Source organism: Anoxybacillus andreesenii (genome assembly GCF_030813005.1).
In the GTDB taxonomy this organism is placed as follows: Bacteria; Bacillota; Bacilli; order Bacillales; family Cytobacillaceae; genus Robertmurraya; species Robertmurraya andreesenii.
Genome location: NZ_JAUSTU010000004.1, coordinates 117,300 through 136,891 on the forward strand (window position 1 = coordinate 117,300; position 19,592 = coordinate 136,891).

Here is a 19,592-nt window from a genome sequence, read left to right on the forward strand (position 1 = left end):
ATCCTCACCTACTTCACTCTAATTTGAGGGTTCACATATGCATATAGAATATCCGCGATAAAATTGATCACTGCATAAATGATGGCTATGATAAATACCCCTGCCAATACGATTGGGAAATCCCGATTCATTAATGATTGATGTAAAAGTCTACCTACACCTGGCCATGAAAACACAGCCTCCGTGATAATTGCTCCTCCCAATAGAACACCTAGATCGAGGGCGACCAATGTAATGATGGGAATTAAAGAGTTTTTTAAAGCATATTTCATGATCAGAGTAGATGTAGGTGAACCTGCTGCTTTGGAGGTTCGGATATAGTCCTTACTCAATACATCTAGCATGGCTGATCGGGTAAAACGTACAAACCGAGAAATACTGTAAAGGGCTAATGTAATAACTGGGAGAATCATATGTAGCATCGTTCCTCCCCCACTGGATGGCAGCAGCTTGAGCTGAGCTGCAAAAATAAAAATGAGAATTAGACCAAACCAAAAGTTTGGGATAGCTTGTCCAATAACAGTAATCCCCACACTTGCTTTATCAAAAAGCATGTTTCGTTTATACGCTGAAAGGACCCCAAGAGGGATAGCAATAAGTAATGATAAGGTCAATGCTGATAAGGCTAATTGAAATGTGGCAGGCATCCTTTCTAAAACAAGTCCAAGTGCATTTTCACCACTTCTAAGTGACTCCCCGAAGTCTCCTTGAATTGCATTCAGCATGAATTCAGCATATTGTTCGTATAAAGGACGGTTAAATCCTAGTAACTCGCGATACTCCTCAATTTGTTCTCTTGGTGCATCAGGTGGAAGGAAAAGAGTTGTTGGATCGCCTGAGAGACGAATCAAAAAGAAAACAGCAGTTAGAGCAAGAAATACAACGATGATAACCTGGACCACTCTTTTAACGATAAAATCTAACATTGTAGCCCTCCTCCCTTAAACCTTTTTATAAAAGAAGAGAGGTGATACCCCTCTTCTTTCTAGGAATCTATAAGCCTAGTTCCACGACATTTCAAATACATTCATCTTCTCATCTACACGTGGAGAGAAATTTAAGGATTTGCTAACAGCATATAAATCAGCTTGTTGCCATAATGGAACCCATGCTGCCTGCTCTACTAATTTTTCTTGAATCTTTGCATAACCAGCATGTCTTTCATCTTGGTTAAACAACTGATTGACTTCCATTATTTCTTTTTCAATATCTTCATGATAAAAACTACTGTACGGAGCATTTTGTGTGAAGAGATTTTCTATTGTTGACTGACCATCAAACGCTGGTCCCCAGCCAAGAATGTACATATCACCAGTTTCTCTCTTTTGAATTTTCTCTAAATGCTGACCCCATTCATTGACTTGAACCTTCACATTTAGTCCGATACTTTGTAGCTGAGATGCAATTGCTTGGGCGATGTGGGAGTCCATTGGATAGCGGCCACTTGGCGTGTCAAGTGTTAATGAAATTTCCTCAGGAGAATAGCCAGCCTCTTTAATTAATTGAACAGCTAAATCTGGATCATAACCATAGTCTTTGGTTTCTGCATAATCAGCATTGATTTTAGAAAGAGGTCCGGTAATTCTTGTTCCATAACCATTTAGCACTGTTTCTAGAAGTTCATCAGCATCGATTGCGTAGTTGATTGCTTGTCTAACCTTGACATCCTTTAGCGGACCATCAACAAGATTCGAAAGCGCTAAGTAATTAATACGGGATGAAGAAACCTGCTTAACTTCATCACTGTCAAATTGTTCGACAGAGTCAACAGGAATGTTCTTGAACATATGAATTTCCCCACTCATAAAAGCAGACATTCTTGCACTGAACTCTGGAATAATTCTAAATTCAATTTCATTAATTTGAGGCTTTCCCTGCCAATAGCCCTCAAAAGCCTTTAATTTCAAATGATTATCCCTAGACCATTCAACAAAGGTATAGGCGCCTGTTCCAACTGGCTCACGGGAAGCTTTTTCTATTCCAACCTCTTCAACATATCCGGGCTCCATAATTAACAAATCTTCTGCAATACGTTGAATTAAGCTAGGAAACGGAACAGATGTATGAATTTCCACTTCATAGTCTGATAACACAACAACCTCTGACACATTAGCCCACCTTGAGCGGTAAAAGGAACCGTTCTCTTCGTTCAAAATATAATCAATACTGTACTTTACAGATTCTGCATTGAAGTCTGCACCATTATGAAATTTGACTCCTTCTTTTAATTTTAAGTACCATGTTTTTTCATCGATATTTTTCCATTCTTCTGCAAGGACAGGTACAAAATCTCCTGTTTTCCCTTCTCTGTCAATGAGTGGGTCATAAATATTTCGAATCAATGTATCGGTCGTATAGTTTACATCGTGGTTAGCCATTAGTGTGGTAGCATCTGCCTCAAACCCGATAATTAGAGCTCCCTTATCTCCCCCATCTGAATCTGATGAACCTTCTGTTTTTTTACTTGGTCCATCTACATTCGTCCCTTCAGTACAAGCTGCTAACAACATAACTAGAATTAACAGAAATGAAGCAACAACATTTTTCTTAAACACTAGCTTTTCCCCCTTTTTGACTGCGTTAAAATACTTTCAATTTCTTCCATTGCCTTAATTAATGAATCAATTTCTTCTGGTTTCAGTTTCCCAATCATCCTCCTCACATTATTACTAGCATTGTTGGCTAACTCTTTTAGAACCTTCTCCCCTAGTTCAGTGATATGTAGGTATTTTTTTCGTTTGTCTTCATTAGAGGATACTCTTCTAATAAGGTGTTTTTCATTTAATTTGTTGATAATCCTACTGATATATCCTTTGTCAAAATCAAAGAATTCAGATAATTCAGAAGCTGTACAACCACCTCTTTGATCGATTTCAAACAAAATCATTGCTTCTGACATAGAATATGGACTACCATCCGTGTACTGTGCATACAAACCAACGACATTGAGATAAAAACGGTTAAACTTTTTGATTTTCGCAATACTTTCTTCCATCATGTTTCAGTCCTTCTCGCCAAACAAACTATTTAGTTGCCAATAACAACTTGTTATTATAGTAAATTTGATTAGTTGCTTTTGTCAACAATTTTTCTGAAAGTTTTTATTAATTATTTTATTAAAATATTTCTGTATCATCCATTTAGATAAAATGGCGATCATTGGAGAAAATATGAAAGAAATCATATTATGAGGAAGTGTGGAATAGTGAAAAAAGCTTTTCCGTGTAGTATGATTAAAATGTTTTTATCTCATTAATGCGGAAAGGAAGTATTAGTTTTGATCGTAAAAGACATTGAGCAATCCGTTCTTATTGACAAGCCAATAGAGAAGGTATGGGAGCATGTATCGACTGCTGAAGGAATTGGTTCATGGTTCATGCCAAGCGATTTTGAGTTGGAGGTTGGTCATGAATTTCATATTCAATCCCCTTTCGGCCCATCTCCCTGTAAGGTACTTGAAGTAGATCAACCCCATCTCATCAAATTTCTGTGGGATACTGACGGCTGGGTGGTCTCTTTTATTTTGAAAGAAGTAGGAGAACAAACAGAATTCACTGTCATTCACGGGGGCTGGAAGGCTTCTGATGAAGTCGTTCCAAAAGCTGGAGAAGATGCAGCAGTGATTCGTGAACGTATGAATGGCGGCTGGGCTGGAATAGTAGGGAAACTAAAAAAGGTTGTCGAGGATTAACAAAAGATCCTTTTCTAGTAATAATCGGACGATCTGAATAGATCATTCATTTTGTTTCTTGTCTGTAAGAAAGCATTACAAAAACATTTGTTTTTCATAGATGAAGCTGCTCTTCACATAGAGCAGCTTCTACTTTTAAGCCAATATCCCCCTTCTGACCTTCTCTTCATTTTTCAAAATATTTTAATTTCATTATTAGATTCTCTTTAAGAAGAAATTCATTGTTACCCTCTCCTCATTTCGATAAAATTGGGAATATAATCTATTAAATTGTGGTGATGGAATGTTTAAGATTCTTTTAATCGAAGATGATAGAGCCTTATTTCAGGAAATAAAGGAGCGGTTATCAGGCTGGTCCTACGAAGTATATGGAACCCCAAATTTCGATCAGGTCATGCAGCAATTTACTGCTGTTAAACCTGATCTTGTTTTGATTGATATCCAGTTGCCAAAATATGATGGATTCCACTGGTGTCGTATGATTCGCTCCCATTCGATTGTTCCAATCCTCTTCTTGTCCTCACGGGATCATCCAATGGATATGGTGATGGCCATGCAGCTAGGAGCTGATGATTTTGTTCAGAAGCCTTTTCATTTCGATGTTCTCGTTGCAAAAATTCAAGCAATTCTTCGTCGTGTCTATAACTATAATACCGAAGCGATTCAGCTGAGAACTTGGTGTGGTGCTACGATTGATTTTGAACGGAATCTTGTTACGAATGAAGCAGGAACAATTGAATTGTCCAAAAATGAAATTTTCATCCTAAAAAAATTGATTGAACAGAAGAATAAAATTGTTAGTCGCGAAGACTTGATCAAGAGCCTGTGGGAGGACGAGCGCTTTGTTAGCGATAATACACTTACCGTTAATGTCAATCGGCTGCGGAAGAGGCTTGATGAAATTGGCCTCGGACATTTTATTGAAACGAAGGTTGGGCAAGGATATATCGCCTTAGAAGAGGAATCATCATATGATTAAAACCTTTTTATGTGAGAGACTGAGCTGGATTTTATTTATCCTATCTTTACATGTACTTTTCGTCTTTGTTGCTTTCTTGGATCCAGCGATCCCCATCTGGCCTGTTCTCTATATGCTTCTATTGTCAGGAGTCGCTTGTATGATTTTTCTAATCGTGAGATACCATAAGGAAAGCGGGTTCTATCGCTCCTTACTAGAATGGGAGGAAACTCTTGACTTAACCCAGATGATAGAGCCAAATAGTCCCTTTGAAAAAATCGTCACTGAATCGCTTATCCGGCAAACAGAAAATTTAAAGCAGATGGCATCTGAACACCTCACTGCATTAGAACAGGAAAAGGATGACCTGCTCTCATGGATTCATGAGGTAAAAACCCCGTTGACGACGATGCACTTAATGATTGATCGTATCGAAGACGAAAAATTGAAAGAGGAAATTTCCTATGAATGGTTGCGAATCCATCATCTCCTTGATCAACAGCTGCATCAACGACGGATCCCTTTTATTGAAAATGATCTATTTATTGAAGAAACAAATGTAAAAGAGATTTTAGTACAAGAGATCAAATCACTTCAATCATGGTGCATGCAAAAAGGGATTGGCTTTGATTTGGAGTTGCAGGTAACGCAGGTCTTATCTGATGCCAAGTGGCTAGCTTTTATTTTGAGACAGATATTAACAAATGCAGTCAAATATAGTTCTTCATCGGATATCTTGTTTAAAAGCTATGTCCGAAATGGGAGAATCGTGCTTGAAATCAAGGATTTTGGTAGAGGCATCGCAATACAGGATCTTCCCCGAATTTTTGATAAAGGATTTACATCCACTACCTATCACAGCGACCACGTTGCAACTGGGATGGGCTTGTATCTTGCAAGAAAAGCCGCCCAATCGCTGTTAATTCATATTGAAGTCCAATCTAAGTTGAATGTAGGAACGACTTTTTCCCTCATCTTTCCAAAAAGAAATGATTTTCACCATATCACAGGCGTGTGACAATAATGTCACATGCTTTTGTTGTTTGTTCGTGGAATCACAGGATTCGCTCTTCTCTCCCCTTTATAATAAAGGCATAGAAGAAAACAACGAACGTATTGAAGGAGTGTATAGATATGCATATTTTAGAAGCAACGAAAATTCATAAAAGCTATGGCAATAAATTCAACAGACAAGAAGTATTAAAGGGACTCGACATTCACATTGTGAAGGGTGAGTTTGTTAGTATTATGGGACCATCCGGGTCTGGGAAAACAACTCTCCTTAATGTACTGTCCTCGATCGACAAGGTCAGTGATGGATCGATTAAAATTAATGGAAAAGAAATCACCAGATTAAAAGAGAAGGAACTGGCTGAATTCAGAAAACAGCAATTGGGGTTCATTTTTCAGGAGTATAATCTTCTCGATACCTTGACGGTCAAAGAAAATATTCTCCTCCCTCTCTCAATTGCCAAAATTTCAAGACATGCAGCCGAGCAAATGTTCAAAGATTTGGCGACAGAACTTGGTATTTACGAGGTAAGAGATAAGTACCCCAATGAAATTTCTGGTGGACAAAAGCAGAGGACATCAGCTGCACGTGCTTTCATCCATGAGCCAAGCATTATTTTCGCCGATGAACCTACAGGGGCCCTTGATTCAAAATCAGCCTCAGACCTATTAAGTAAACTAAGTGAATTAAATGAAAAACGGAACGCAACCATTGCTATGGTCACCCATGATCCGATTGCAGCTAGTTACTCCCACAGAGTCATCTTCATTAAAGACGGTCGTATTCATAGCCAGCTTCATAAGGGAGAGCAATCACGCAATGATTTTTTCCAGGATATTATGAAGACCCAAGGTGTACTAGGTGGTGTGCAATATGAGGGTTAATGAGCTTGTCTTACGCAACCTGAAAAAGAATTTTAAAAACTACTATCTCTATGTTTTTGCGTTAATTTTTAGCGCAGCCCTCTATTTTGCCTTTGTCACTCTGCAGTATGACCCATCTCTTGAAGAGGTAAAGGATACGGTCAAAGGAGCTGCATCTATTCGTGCAGCATCGGTTTTATTAGTGGTGATTGTTTCCATATTTCTTCTTTATGCAAACAATATTTTTATTAAGCGTCGCAGTAAGGAAATTGGATTATTTCAATTAATTGGGATGACGAAAGGAAAAATTTTTCGCCTTTTAAGTGCGGAAAACTTTATTCTATACTTTGTTTCCTTATCTCTTGGAATCTTTGTTGGATTTGCCAGTTCAAGATTGATTCTCATGATCTTATTCAAAATTATCGGTGTTGATGATATTGAAACAACACTAAGGTTTTCAACAGAAGCCTTTACTCAAACCTTAATTGTTTTTAGTATTATCTATTTGTTCATTATGCTAATGAACCATCTTTTTATTAGACGGCAAAGCATTTTATCATTGTTTCGAGTCACTTCCTCTACAGAAGGAAAAATCAAAGGTCTTTCCGTCTGGCAGATGATCATTGGAATAGCTGGAATCGCACTGATTATTGTCGGTTATTACGTGTCTTCGAGACTCTTTAGCGGAGATTTTACCGAAATGAACGAATTATTTCTCGCAATGGCTTTTATTCTGGGAACTGTCATTCTCGGCACATACCTTCTTTATAAAGGATCTGTAAGCTTTATCTTTCATCTAATACGTAAAGGGAAAAAAGGTTATTTAAATATTAATGAAGTACTTTCCTTGTCATCGATTATGTTTAGAATGAAGTCAAATGCGATGCTATTGACAATCATTACAACCGTTTCAGCACTTGCAATCGGGCTCTTGTCACTGAGCTATATCTCTTACTATTCAGCAGAAAAAAAGGCGGAAAATAATGTGGCTGGAGACTTCGCATTCACTGTTCCAAAGGATGCTCAAAAATTCAAACAAGCTTTAGACGAACAGAAAATAGCCTACACCACAATAGAGCATGAGGTTATCCAAATTAAGGTCAATATGAAAGACATTTTAGGTACAGACGGCAGTGGCCTATACGTTGATCCATCCGCAATGATTCTCCCTGCCGTTAGCGATAAAGACCTTCATGATTTCGACGTTTCACCAGATGAAACCATTTTTACAGGGTATAATGATCTATTGCAGAAATTCATGTCTTTAAAGGATTCAGGTCAGGTTGAGCTTAAAGGAAAGACTGAAATCATTCCTCAAATCTATTTGGGTCTTGAAAAAGATTATCTTATTTCATGGTATTTCACTAGTGGTGGGATTCCGGTTGCGATTGTCGATGATAGCATATTCAAGCGTTTAAAGGACGATCAGGATCCAGAAATTCAAAAAGAATCATCGATCTTTATCGGATTTAATTTACGGGACGACACACAAATGGAAAAAGCAAACGAGATTTTTCAGGAGCTTGGCTTTAGTGAAAATAGAATGCATGATTCTCGTCTTTCAATGAGTAATCAAGAGAAAGCAAACGTAGGGCTCATCATGTTTATCGTAGCCTTCTTAGGTTTAACATTCTTAATTACATCTGGCTGCATTCTCTATTTCAATCAAATGGGTGAAAGTGAAGAGGAAAAGCCGCACTATACGATTTTGCGCAAGCTCGGCTTTACACAAGCTGATCTATTAAGAGGAATCCGTTCAAAGCAAATTTTTAACTTTGGAATTCCATTAAGTATAGGCTTGCTTCATAGCTACTTTGCTGTTCAGTCAGGCTGGTTCTTATTCGGGACTGAGGTTTGGACTCCGATGATTGTGGTGATGGTTCTCTATACAGCCCTTTATTCCATCTTTGGCTTCCTTTCCTTGGTGTATTATAAAAAAGTAATTAAGGAAGCACTATGAAAAATTCAACGGGTATCATTCACTTAGTTTGATACCCGTTGTTGTGATTTTTTTGCTATTGCAGACATCATATTGCAGGTTTGGTGACCACTGCTATGATTTTATTGTTCCAACAGGCATCATTCTCCCAATTGGATGACCTCCACCACCCTTTTTCCGCTCAAACGGGCATCATTCTCTCAGTGGCAAGCCTTATTTTGCTTACTCATAAAATGAGTATTAATTTTGAAAGATTTTATTGATTTCTTCAATTTCTTCCTCTGTTAATTTCACTTCTGCTGCACGCATATTTTTTAGTATTTGTTCAGGTGTCTTCGCCCCAGGGATGACCGCATCTATTGGACCTCGTGTTAAGTACCATGCAAGCACCAAATGTCCAATCTCCGTATTCTTTTCTTCTGCAATTCGTCGCAAACCGTCGACCTTCTCTACATTCGTCAAATATGTTTCTTCCTTAAACAGCGGATGCTTCCTTTGTTGTTCTGTAAGAGGTGTATCCTTATGATATTTTCCTGTTAATAGCCCCTTCGCTAATGGAAAATATGGGACAAATGAGATCTCATGCTCAGTAACATATGGAAAAATCTCTTTTTCCGCCTCACGATGAAACAAATTGTAATGACCTTGGATCACATCAACATAGCCATCTCGATTCGCTTCCTTCAACTGTTCAAGCGAAAAATTGGACACTCCGATCGCTCTTATCTTTCCAGCTTCCCTTAAGTTCTGCAATGCACCAACTGCCTCATATTTAGGCGTATGCTCATCAGGAAAATGGACATAGAATAAATCGATATAATCGGTTTGAAGTCTTCTTAACGATTCATCAACACTTTGAACCAAGAATTCTGGATCGTTCACATGGACGACCTTTCCATCGACAAAGGTATAGGATGCTTTTGAAGCAATCACAAAATCATCACGCTTGCCGTGCTCCTTCATCACCTCTCCAATCAGTTCTTCGGAGCGGCCAAGACCATAAAAATAAGCGGTATCAATAAAGTTCATTCCATGATCGATTGCCGTATGAATTTGTTTTTTCGAAACCTCTTCATCAATATTTGCGTAAATATTATGGCCTCCAATCGCATTTGCCCCAAGACCGATGGGATGAACAAATAAATCTGTTCTACCTAGACGGGTTGTTGTCATTTCTGGTCCCCCTTCATTTCTTAATATTACTTTCTTGTAAAATTATACATCAAGAATAGAATGATAGAAAAATTCAAGTTAGGTATACCAATAAGGGGAATACAATTAATAATACGAATAGACTTTGGATTAAAGTTAAGATTATATCTTTCTTCCAGCTGTTCCTCACAGGGTAGCGATTCATAAGTCTTTGAAAAAAAAGAAAGACAATCCATAGATTTATTAAAGCAAATAAGAATGAACCAACACTACCATATAGATCTTGATACAATGCAACACCCCCCTTAATGTTCACACTAGAATTAGAATTATTAATATTATGATACCATAAAAAGGAATTTAAGGAATGTAAATCCATTATAGCATATTTCTATACAACGAAACCTTTATCAAATGAAAACGTATTCTTAACTAGATTCATCCAGTGTTAATAGAATAGGAGTAAAAAGTCATGAACTACGAAAACGAATGGAACGATCTCATACAGCCTTATGTAGAGAAACGTCCCAACCTAGTGCTAACTGTTGGAATCATAAAGAATAACAAGAAAGAATTCTTTACCAAGACAAATAACGCAACGATGGATATCCATGATCCTGCAAATCTCATCTATGAAATCGGCTCTATAACAAAAGTATTTACATCAACCCTTTTAGCTAAAGCAATCTTGGAAAACCAAATTCACCTCGATGACCCAATCACAAAATTCATTCCATCATTGGTTAATAACAAATCACTGAACGAGAAACCTGTAACAATCCGTCATTTGACTACCCATACAGCAGGAATCCCCTCCATCCCTATGAAATATTACATCAAGGTACTATTTTCCAAGGGTAAGAGAACGAACCCATACAAGTTTTTGACATACGGGGAAATCTTGAAGTACTTAGAGGATTACAACTTTCAGAAGGCAAAAAGAGGATTTAGCTACTCTAATACTGGAACAGGAATTCTTGGATTTATATTGACACAGCTTTACGAAAGTGATTATGAAACAGTCATTCAACAGGAAATTTGCCAGCCCCTAAGTCTCATAAATACAAAGATTCAGTTGAACGAAGAACAGCAACAATATCTCGTGCAGGGACATAATCAAAAGCATAAGCCTGTGAACAACTGGGACTTCGCATCCTTAGAAGGAGCTGGCGCAATTCGCTCTACGGTATCCGATCTATTATCCTTCTTAGGGGCCCATATGAATGGAGTACCTCCCTATTTCTCTTTAACCCATGATATTTTATTTGAAGAGAAAGATATTGCTATTGGAATGAATTGGGTCATCGATAAAAAAAGGAATGTGATTTGGCATAATGGCGGAACAGGCGGTTACTCTAGCTTTTTGGGATTTAATAAGGAAAAACAAATAGGTGTTGTGATCCTCTCAAACTACCAGCCTAGCTTCTCAAAAAACGATTCAGTTGATCAAATCGGATTTGATTTTTTAGATAAATTGGCTGCGGACAATTAACTCCAGCTGAAAATGATTAAACACATAGTATAATTGTTCTTTCACTGATTGAGGTGCCAAGGTTAGTTGAAGATTGGGGTTTTCTACGGCCATTAGCTTCTCTAAATCATTGACAAGACCTACCAATCGCATTAACTCTCCGTGACATTGCATCAAGCGGTCCTTCGATGGTTCCCATACTCCATCGATAAAGGCTTCCAGCTGACTTCTCAGTGTAGCAATCGGTGTCCTGAATTCATGAGCTAAATCACTGGAAAATTGTTTAACTCAGCAGCAGGCTTTTCGGCCTGTGTTTCATGCGTCGTATCCTCTTGTCACTCAAACGACAATCGGTAACCATCTACCCTTAAAAATTCATGTAAGTACCATTGTTTTCTCAAATTTTCCTCACATCTGTTTGTTAATCTAGGAGCTAGTAAAGGATGGTGAAAATGAGAAAACAAATAATCTTTTGGATATGGGGAATCTGTGCCTATTTCTCTCTTGGTTTTGTGCATAATGCACAGGCGAATACGTTGGATCTTCAAGACCATATCGATAGGGCCCAAGAAGGTGCAACCATTCAATTAAAACAGGGAGTTTATAAAGGTCCTATTACAATTACAAAGCCGATTACCATTCGGGGAGAACCAGGGGTCGTAATTGATGGTGGGCAACGAGGGAATGTCATCACCATTTCCACCGACCATGTAACATTATCTGATTTAACGATCCTCCATAGTGGAAAAGGGAATGAAGTTAGCGGGATTTTCTTAAATAAAGCCAACCATGTTCATTTAGTAAATAACCATTTGGAAAATGTCCATTTTGGCATATATATCAAAAATGGAACAAATAATGAAGTCGTTGGAAACGTGATTAAGAGTTATGATGATCATTTTTCAGCGAGAGGCAACGGCATCCATATTTTTAAGGGGAAGGATAATCGTATCGCTAATAATGAAATCCGACAAGTTCAAGACGGAATCTATTTTGATTTTTCTACTGAGGTAGAGGTCACTCATAACGTCATCGTTGATTCCAGATATGGTATGCATTTCATGTATAGTAATCATATAACCGCAACCAATAATGTAATAAAAAGGAATATTACTGGCCTTATGGTTATGGATTCAAGCAATATAACCTTTTTGGATAATGCTATCTCTGAACAATTTCATTTTCGAGGCTTTGGCGTTTTGATTTATCAATCTAAGAATATTCTATTAAAGCAAAATGAAATCATTCGCAACAGTGTTGCTGTTTCCTTTGAAAAAGCAGAAAATACGGAGGTCTCTAGAAATATTATAGCAGCCAATCAGGTTGGGTTAGAATTTCGACGAGAAAACAAAAATAATCTGTTCTTTGAAAACAATTTTGTTGCGAATATTCTCTCCGCTAACGTCGGGAATACATCCTTAAGCCTTGATAACGGAGAAAAAGGGAATTACTGGGATGACTATAGGAGCTTTGATATTACGGGTGATTTGATCGGAGAAATTCCCTACAAGGCCGGCTCCATTTATGATCATTTACTTCAAAGACAGCCATTGTGGCAATTTTTCTTTGAAAGCCCTGCGATTCAAATATGGAGCAGGGCCGAAACCATGTTTCCTTCATTTGGTGTAGCAGAAGTATACGATAACAAACCACTTGTTGAACCTTTAGATTTAAAGAGGAACGGCGAAATTAAGGAGAATAATAGAAGCTTTTCACTCCTTTTGCTTTCCTTAACTCTAATTGGTTCAGCACTACTTATTATTTATAAGGGGAGAAAATATAGATGAACCGTTTTCGATGGCTAATTTTGTGCATTTTACTGCTTGCAGGTTGTAGTCAGGAGCAATCATTTGAACCTGATGAGATTAATCCAGAAATAGATGTTTGCGAGATTTGTAATATGGGAATTGTTCATGAAAATTATGCGACTCAGGTTATTGCGAAAAATGGGGATGTTTATAAATTTGATGATATTGGGTGTATGATGGAATTTTTGCAGGATGAACAGACAATCAAGGAAGAGGATGTAGCGAAAAAATATGTCCGTGACGTGAATACCGGAGAATGGATTGAATTAGAAAAAGCATTCCATAGCTATCATCCTGATCATTGGACACCGATGGCGAATGGTGTCGTTACCTTCAAAGACAAGCAATCTGCGCAAGAATACGAAAATAGAATTGGTGAGGTATATGATTATCAAGCACTTCTAGAGCATAACTGGAGTTCACAGCCATGAACGCCTATCATATTGGAAGACAGCAGCTGACCCTCATCCTAAGAAGCAAATGGCTGCTCGGATTTGGACTCCTCTTCATGTTTCTAGCATTTTTCGTCACCTACTTTTCACAAACAGGAAATACTGGCTTTGACGGTTTCAACCGCATGACTGCAAGTCTACTAAACTTGAATCTATTAATGATTCCGTTAATCTCACTATTAATGGGAAGTATGTTCTTAGCGGGTGAGAAAGAAGATAGCGGTTTGCAGCTTTTATTAACCTATCCTATATATGTAAAAAGTGTTCTAATAGGGAAATATGCAGGGTTGTTCGTTGCATTATCCGTGGTCCTAACAGGTGGATATGGAATCGCCCTGCTCTCTATGTATTTAATCAATAGTCATGTTTCACTTATTGTCATCCTTAAGTTTTATCTTCTTTCACTTTTGTTATCTGGTATGTTCGTAGCGCTATCGATCTTAATTGGAATTCTCTCAAAATCTAGAATTCAAGCACTTGGGCTCAGCTTAGTAGTCTGGGCGATTTTTACTCTTTTTTATGAATTTATGCTCATGGGCATCAGCTTATTCCTGCCTAAACAGTCGATTCTTTTAATGCTTTCTGTTGCTATTTTTTTAAACCCAGCGGAATTAATTCGGGTGTGGTCTATTCTATCATTGGATGGGGCTTCAGTTTTTGGGCCAGGCCTTTATGATCTAACTGTTTGGGCGAGCGGAGGATTGGGAACCCTCTTATTTATTGCATCATCCTGCCTTTGGATCGCTGTGCCGCTGATCATCACCGGGCATTCCATAAAAAGGGGAATCAAAAATGACGGATAAAGAATGGATACATTTCAAGCAATTCACAAAGCGCTTCAATGAACATAGTATGGTTGGAGAAATCGATTTGGCGTTAAGAAAAGGGGAAATATTTGCGTTGTGCGGAGGAAATGGCGCAGGAAAAAGCACCCTTATTAAAGCGATAACAGGAGTAATCCGGGCAACGAGTGGCGAAATTATGGTGGATGATGTCGTTATGAAGCCTCAAAGCCTGCCATATAAAGCTTTATTCTCGTATATGCCAGATCATATGATGTTTGCTCCTCAATTAACAGGGGAGGAAGTGTTGACTTTTTTTGCTCGTTTGAGAGGAATTCCGATTGAACGAGTAAAGGAAGTATTGCTTCTTGTTGGTCTTGACGATGTGCGTAATCGTCTCATCAAGCATTATTCCAAAGGAATGCAGCAACGTCTATCCTTCGCCCAAGCGCTCATGCCAAATTCTCCCTTTCTGATTCTCGATGAACCTACAAATGGCTTAGATCCTTATTGGTTATTTCAATTCAAGGCAATCATTCGAGCAGAAAAAGAGAAAGGGACAACCATTCTTATGACCACTCATGTTTTATCATTAGTGGAAGAACTGGCTGATCGAGTTGCCTTTATGGAAAATGGAAAAATGATGATGAATGATACGATCAAAAATTTAACGGTTCAAGCTGGGAAGGTCATGACGCTAGAGGAAGTCTTTTTTCAGGAAGCCCTTTCCAGAGAAATGCTTAAAAAAAACCCGCTGTAGCTTTGTACAGCGGGTTTTAACTATTCTTTCGAGGAGAGGAAACACTGTTTCTCTCCCAATCCTAATGATCATGACCTTCCTGTGAGGTTTCTTCCTCACTTTGCTCTTGTTTCTTCATTTGCATTTTCTTTTGGTATCTTTCGTTTGCAACGGTATCAATCGTTTCCCAGTTGGCTTCTATTGGATTAAGGTTCGAACTTTCAGAAATGAAACCATCTGCTGCCCCCTCTGTTTCGAAGAAGGCATAGCCGTATTTCATCGGTGTAGTAATATCGGCCTTTACAACAACAGCTTTGTCAGCCTCCACCCAATTGGATGTTACGTAATCACGAACCCATTTCTTGGCAAGCTTCTCCTCTTGTTGACGTTCGTAATTTAACATACAGCCTGAATCATCAAAAAAGACATACTCTCCATCCTTCGTTACTCCTTGTGCTGAAAATACACCCATTTCGTGATCCTTCTCGTAAACAACCATATTACAGAAAGCACAAACAGTATCTTCTGTTGGCTCCTGTGGGACATATGTGTCCTCGTTCTTCCCGTCTTTCCCCACTTTTTTTGTTGCTAATTCTTCTGAATTATTACTATCCTTGCTTTTATCAGTTTGCTCCTCATCTGTATTACAGGCTGTTACTAGAAAAGCTAAGCAAAGCAATAATCCTAACAAAAAGTTTCTTTTCATGTAGTTCCCTCCAATGGTTTTCTCAAGGGTCATTGTAACAGTCAAATGTGTAATAAGTATAAAGATTGATTGAGAAAAGAATGAGAAGCTGCCTTATTTACTTCTTTTTTTTGAATATTTTATGAAGTTTTATTCTTGGTTTCTATGAAGCTAAGGAAGCTATTCTTAGGTGTTACGGTTCAATGCCTGGATTCTTACCAATTTTATAGAAAAGATTTCTTCAGAATTATGTGAACGCTTTCAAAATATGTTATGATTTAAATAGTTTAATAGAAAAAGCTTCAGAGAGGAGAACATATGGAAAAAATCGAACAAGCCATTCAAGATATTTATGCAGACGATGTTGCGATGTGTTATGGATGTGGAAGACTGAATGAGAGTGGTCATCATTTTCGAACAGGTTGGGACGGGGAGAACACAGTAACCTTTTTTACACCTAAACCGGAACATACAGCGATTCCTGGGTTTGTCTACGGAGGGATGCTTGCTTCCTTAATTGACTGCCATGGAACAGGTTCGGCATCATTGTTTTTACATAAAAAAAATGGCCATGTCATCGGCGACGGTGCTGAGCCACCTCGCTTCGTCACAGCTTCATTGAAAGTGGATTTTCTAAAACCAACTCCACATGGAATCCCTTTAAAAGCAGTTGGAATGGTGACAGAAATTCATCCAAAGAAATTTAAGGTAGAAACGAATGTCTATGCAGATGAAGACATCGTTGCGAGCGGCGAAGTCATTGCTGTAGTAATGCCAAAATCATTTGGATCAAAAGAGGATTAAAATCACAAAGCGATGCTCACATCAAGAGCATCGCCTCATTTTTGTTCAAAAATCATGTATATTCTAAAGATTCAACAAATTCCCTTCTTGTACATATTATATACGGAAAGGAGGGAATGTTATGGATCGATTTATATTTCTTATGCTTGCTTGTATTCTAGCTGGTTTCGCCTTAATAAAAGTTCCATTATCGTGGAGTTTCTTTGCAAGCCTGCATCCTATAATCCACTTTATCGGAGTTCTGGCCGTTTTGATTTTCTCCCTAGTCCTTATCTATAAGGGAATTATGGCCATCCTCGGTAAACACAAGTAAGAGCTACGATTATTTTTGAAGGGTTCAAAGCAAAAGAAATTGAACGTAAAGAACCCCGTTTCTGATAACGGTTCATATTTTTATGCAAAAGAGCAGGGTAACGCCGATTTAACGGAGTTACCCTGCTCTTCTAATTTTTATCATAATGGTATTAATTCCTTTTCCATTCCTATTGAACGACTTTGATGTAAAAATATATATCCTGGCCGATTCTTTCTGGTTCTCCTAGAAGCTGGTAGCCATGTTTGGTTGTTTCTTCAGGAACACTTCGAAAGGATTGCGGACAGTCTGCAATAACGAGGAGAACTTCCCCTATTCTCATATCTTTTAGCACATCCAGTGCATAAATGACTGGGTATGGTCAAGGCTCACCCCGAATGTCTAATGTGTAGTTAACGTCCATCACTTGCGACATTTCGATTATACCTCCTCTGTAACTGGTGAAATCCTTCTTTTAGCACCGTGTTGGATTCCTTTTCCATAGCGGAACCGCTTTTCCCACCAATTCGATAATAAGAACCAAATCGTAAGCATAGCAAGAGTTCCAATTAGCGCTCCCATCGGACCCCATTGTTCGATTAGATTAACTTTCGGCCAATTCTCAACAAGAGCATAATAAATCCCTAGATGATCCCAACCATAAGCAAGGACCGTTGCACCAATAATATTTCCTGCACCTACTACCCAATACAACAATTGGCCTTCCATTGCACGATACATCATCCCTGTTTCACAACCACCGGCTAGCACAATGCCAAAGCCGAAGAGAAGCCCACCGATTGCCGTACTTGGTGCAGCAACTTTGATGAGCGCAACAGAGCCATTCTGGAGATAGAAAAATGTAATTATTACGCTTATCATCATTCCAACTGAAATGGCTTTGGACATCACCGCACGACCACTAATCCATAAATCACGGAAAGCAGATGTGAAACAAATCTGTCCACGTTCAATTAAAATTCCAAATAAAGCTCCAGCAATACAAGCAACAGCAAGAAGGTTTTTGCCTATTACAAAAAAGTAAAGAATAAGCGCTAAATACAAACATGCAAAAATGAGACCAAGCACTGGTTGAATATTCTTTTTCTTAACCTTTTGGTTCACAGCTGGGTTTACTCCACCTTTAATCAAAGCAGGTTTTCCCCGCCACCATTTCGTATTGACGAGTTTAACACCGAAGTACGTTCCGATGGCAGTGGTCACCATAAATATCCAGGAATGGAATGAGAATTGTGGCACCCCTGTAAAAAATGCCGCTAAGTTACATCCTAACGCAAGACGCGCACCAAATCCAGCAATAATGCCCCCGATAAATCCCTGAACAAGACGTCGCTTTTGTTTCGGTATACGAATTTTAAAACTATTGCTTAATAAAATTGTGATTAGTGCACCAACGAGCATTCCTATAACGATCCAGCCATCTGTTCGGGTCATTGGAGTTCCTTCTAAGCCCACCAGCCCAAAATATGCCCAATTTGATACATCTACTCCAAACCATTCTAATAGATGCCCACCTAACCTTGTAAATTCCCCGGTCACTGCCCACACTGTACCAGTGATTCCAAAGTAAAGTGCACTAACAACACCAGCAATGCTTATAGCTATATAGGGATTCCAATATTCTTTGAAGATTTTTTGATACAAATTCATGAAGCTTATTCTCCCCTTTATATCGACTTCAACTCTAATATAGAGTCCGTTAATATTAACAAAGAAAAAAATGCCAAGAAGATCTCTAGGCATTCTACGTTTATTAATGTAATGGATATTTGTAAGTCGAGCAATTCATTTTATCGATAAGTTAGATTTAAATCCATCTATATAATCAATATGAAAAGTCCAGACAAAAAAAGAGAGCATAGCTCCCTTTAACCATTTTCACACAAGGCTATATAGGATTCGACCTAGTTGGCAGCCAATCCCTGAAATGATGAGGAAGTTTTCCATCCTTTGTTAGACCTGTATGTCCACCTTGAAGCATAATATACTTTTTGTCGTTGCTAGAAACGAGGTCCATAATTTTATAGGTCGTTTCCTTCGGTACAAGTCGGTCAAATTCTGAAGCTATGACTAAAAGATTTGAATGAATATTCGATAAATCCATCTTTTCATCTCGGACTTTGAGTGTTCCTTTTACAAGTTTGTTATGCTTACCAAAATCATGAAACATCTGCTTCAACACACCACCAGGCAAAGGGATATGCCCTCTCGTCCATTTATTGAAAACCCTCCACCTTTCAACATATTCCTCATCATTCGCTTTATTTAATAGTGAGAGATAAGGACTAAAGTAGATTGGTGAAGTAATGAGTCTTACACCGGCTTCCACGAATTTTGGAGGGATGAGCCCAATCGAATCAATAAAGTCATCAAAGTCTAGCTCCTCTTCTTTAACAACCTCTGCCCATTGATCAAAAATATGAGCATTCGAGAAATCAATCGGCGCTACATCAAGGATTAGGTTTTTAATAGGTTCTGTGGCAATGCTCGCATACATTGCTGCAAGTGTTCCTCCAAGGCAAAATCCCATCACTGAGAGTTCAGTGGCATTCGAATGATCTAGTACCTTTTTTGCTCCCTTTTGGATATAGTCTTTAATGTAATCATCCATGGTTAAATCTTTATCTTCAAAGCCAGGAATACCGAAATCGATTAAATATACATCAAAGCCCTCATGAACAAATGCTTCTATTAAACTATTTCCTGGAAGGAGGTCAAGAATAAATGGCTGATTAATGAGCGAGTAAATAAGATATAATGGAGTTTTATAGCGTCTTTCTTTGGCTGGATAATACCAAAGAGTCGCTTTATTCTTTTTCCAAATTGGGATTCGTTCAGTTTGTGCAAACTCAGGTTCTTCTGTACACCATATACTGAAAAAACCTCGCCATCTTTCCAATTCATCTTCCAAAACCATTGAGGA

General features: G+C 38.3%; 20 protein-coding genes and 1 pseudogene. 12 read left to right on the forward strand and 9 right to left on the reverse strand.

Going from position 1 to position 19,592, the window contains the following annotated elements; genetic code table 11:
• Positions 1 to 8: 8 nt before the first annotated feature.
• The 3 genes from J2S07_RS05660 to J2S07_RS05670 all read right to left on the reverse strand — a co-directional run bounded on the left by J2S07_RS05660 (position 9) and on the right by J2S07_RS05670 (position 2,998).
• Positions 9 to 926: an ABC transporter permease gene (locus tag J2S07_RS05660; protein WP_307149436.1), complete on the reverse strand. Its 918-nt coding sequence runs from the start codon at positions 924 to 926 to the stop codon at positions 9 to 11.
• A 75-nt stretch (positions 927 to 1,001) separates the two neighbouring features.
• A complete protein-coding gene (locus J2S07_RS05665; protein ID WP_307149437.1) occupies positions 1,002 to 2,555 on the reverse strand; it encodes an ABC transporter substrate-binding protein in 1,554 nt (517 codons plus the stop codon).
• Positions 2,555 to 2,998 carry a MarR family winged helix-turn-helix transcriptional regulator gene (locus J2S07_RS05670; RefSeq protein WP_307149438.1) on the reverse strand — a complete coding sequence of 148 codons (444 nt, stop codon included), beginning with the start codon at positions 2,996 to 2,998 and terminating at the stop codon, positions 2,555 to 2,557. Before J2S07_RS05670 ends, J2S07_RS05665 begins: the two co-directional genes overlap by 1 nt.
• A gap of 279 nt (positions 2,999 to 3,277) precedes the next feature.
• Between J2S07_RS05670 and J2S07_RS05675 the strand changes: the two genes are divergently transcribed.
• The 5 genes from J2S07_RS05675 to J2S07_RS05695 all read left to right on the forward strand — a co-directional run bounded on the left by J2S07_RS05675 (position 3,278) and on the right by J2S07_RS05695 (position 8,484).
• The gene (locus tag J2S07_RS05675; protein WP_307149439.1) at positions 3,278 to 3,691 is read left to right on the forward strand and encodes an SRPBCC family protein; all 414 of its coding nucleotides are present in this window, start codon (positions 3,278 to 3,280) and stop codon (positions 3,689 to 3,691) included.
• Positions 3,692 to 3,974: 283 nt separating this feature from the next.
• A complete protein-coding gene (locus tag J2S07_RS05680) occupies positions 3,975 to 4,670 on the forward strand; it encodes a response regulator transcription factor (protein WP_307149440.1) in 696 nt (231 codons plus the stop codon).
• Positions 4,663 to 5,667, forward strand: coding sequence for a sensor histidine kinase (locus J2S07_RS05685; protein WP_307149441.1), 1,005 nt, complete (start codon positions 4,663 to 4,665; stop codon positions 5,665 to 5,667). Before J2S07_RS05680 ends, J2S07_RS05685 begins: the two co-directional genes overlap by 8 nt.
• A gap of 116 nt (positions 5,668 to 5,783) precedes the next feature.
• The gene (locus J2S07_RS05690; protein ID WP_307149442.1) at positions 5,784 to 6,545 is read left to right on the forward strand and encodes an ABC transporter ATP-binding protein; all 762 of its coding nucleotides are present in this window, start codon (positions 5,784 to 5,786) and stop codon (positions 6,543 to 6,545) included.
• Positions 6,535 to 8,484: an ABC transporter permease gene (locus J2S07_RS05695; protein WP_307149443.1), complete on the forward strand. Its 1,950-nt coding sequence runs from the start codon at positions 6,535 to 6,537 to the stop codon at positions 8,482 to 8,484. The genes J2S07_RS05690 and J2S07_RS05695 overlap by 11 nt, the downstream gene beginning before the upstream one ends.
• Positions 8,485 to 8,703: 219 nt before the next feature.
• Here the strand turns inward: J2S07_RS05695 and J2S07_RS05700 are convergent, their stop codons facing one another.
• Positions 8,704 to 9,636 carry an aldo/keto reductase gene (locus J2S07_RS05700; protein ID WP_307149444.1) on the reverse strand — a complete coding sequence of 311 codons (933 nt, stop codon included), beginning with the start codon at positions 9,634 to 9,636 and terminating at the stop codon, positions 8,704 to 8,706.
• A gap of 451 nt (positions 9,637 to 10,087) precedes the next feature.
• On the opposite strand from J2S07_RS05700, the gene J2S07_RS05705 reads away from it, so the two are divergent.
• Positions 10,088 to 11,107, forward strand: coding sequence for a serine hydrolase domain-containing protein (locus J2S07_RS05705; RefSeq protein WP_307149445.1), 1,020 nt, complete (start codon positions 10,088 to 10,090; stop codon positions 11,105 to 11,107).
• On the opposite strand, the pseudogene J2S07_RS21915 reads toward J2S07_RS05705, so the two are convergent.
• A pseudogene (locus tag J2S07_RS21915) lies at positions 11,081 to 11,359 on the reverse strand (histidine kinase dimerization/phospho-acceptor domain-containing protein); the annotation flags it as partial. The gene J2S07_RS05705 and the pseudogene J2S07_RS21915 overlap by 27 nt on opposite strands.
• Positions 11,360 to 11,538: 179 nt before the next feature.
• Here J2S07_RS21915 and nosD point away from each other — a divergent pair.
• From nosD to J2S07_RS05735, 4 genes are read left to right on the forward strand one after another with little or no spacing between them, the layout of a single operon-like run.
• Entirely contained in the window at positions 11,539 to 12,873 is a 1,335-nt protein-coding gene (nosD, locus tag J2S07_RS05720) for a nitrous oxide reductase family maturation protein NosD (RefSeq protein WP_307149447.1), read from the forward strand.
• Entirely contained in the window at positions 12,870 to 13,325 is a 456-nt protein-coding gene (locus J2S07_RS05725) for a nitrous oxide reductase accessory protein NosL (protein WP_307149448.1), read from the forward strand. Before nosD ends, J2S07_RS05725 begins: the two co-directional genes overlap by 4 nt.
• Positions 13,322 to 14,149, forward strand: coding sequence for an ABC transporter permease (locus J2S07_RS05730; protein ID WP_307149449.1), 828 nt, complete (start codon positions 13,322 to 13,324; stop codon positions 14,147 to 14,149). The genes J2S07_RS05725 and J2S07_RS05730 overlap by 4 nt, the downstream gene beginning before the upstream one ends.
• A complete protein-coding gene (locus J2S07_RS05735; protein WP_307149450.1) occupies positions 14,139 to 14,888 on the forward strand; it encodes an ABC transporter ATP-binding protein in 750 nt (249 codons plus the stop codon). Before J2S07_RS05730 ends, J2S07_RS05735 begins: the two co-directional genes overlap by 11 nt.
• Before the next feature lie 61 nt (positions 14,889 to 14,949).
• Here the strand turns inward: J2S07_RS05735 and J2S07_RS05740 are convergent, their stop codons facing one another.
• Entirely contained in the window at positions 14,950 to 15,573 is a 624-nt protein-coding gene (locus tag J2S07_RS05740) for a nitrous oxide reductase accessory protein NosL (protein WP_307149451.1), read from the reverse strand.
• Between the two features lie 297 nt (positions 15,574 to 15,870).
• On the opposite strand from J2S07_RS05740, the gene J2S07_RS05745 reads away from it, so the two are divergent.
• Positions 15,871 to 16,356: a PaaI family thioesterase gene (locus tag J2S07_RS05745; RefSeq protein WP_307149452.1), complete on the forward strand. Its 486-nt coding sequence runs from the start codon at positions 15,871 to 15,873 to the stop codon at positions 16,354 to 16,356.
• Positions 16,357 to 16,477: 121 nt separating this feature from the next.
• Positions 16,478 to 16,669 (forward strand): hypothetical protein, encoded by a 192-nt coding sequence (locus J2S07_RS05750; protein ID WP_307149453.1) that lies wholly within the window; start codon positions 16,478 to 16,480, stop codon positions 16,667 to 16,669.
• 169 nt (positions 16,670 to 16,838) lie between these two features.
• On the opposite strand, the gene J2S07_RS05755 is transcribed toward J2S07_RS05750, so the two are convergent.
• From J2S07_RS05755 to J2S07_RS05765, 3 genes are all read right to left on the reverse strand, one after another.
• Positions 16,839 to 17,018 carry a sulfurtransferase TusA family protein gene (locus J2S07_RS05755; RefSeq protein WP_307149584.1) on the reverse strand — a complete coding sequence of 60 codons (180 nt, stop codon included), beginning with the start codon at positions 17,016 to 17,018 and terminating at the stop codon, positions 16,839 to 16,841.
• A 71-nt stretch (positions 17,019 to 17,089) separates the two neighbouring features.
• A complete protein-coding gene (yedE, locus tag J2S07_RS05760) occupies positions 17,090 to 18,319 on the reverse strand; it encodes a selenium metabolism membrane protein YedE/FdhT (protein ID WP_307149454.1) in 1,230 nt (409 codons plus the stop codon).
• Positions 18,320 to 18,557: 238 nt separating this feature from the next.
• The gene (locus J2S07_RS05765; RefSeq protein ID WP_307149455.1) at positions 18,558 to 19,586 is read right to left on the reverse strand and encodes an alpha/beta fold hydrolase; all 1,029 of its coding nucleotides are present in this window, start codon (positions 19,584 to 19,586) and stop codon (positions 18,558 to 18,560) included.
• Between the last annotated feature and the right edge of the window lie 6 nt (positions 19,587 to 19,592).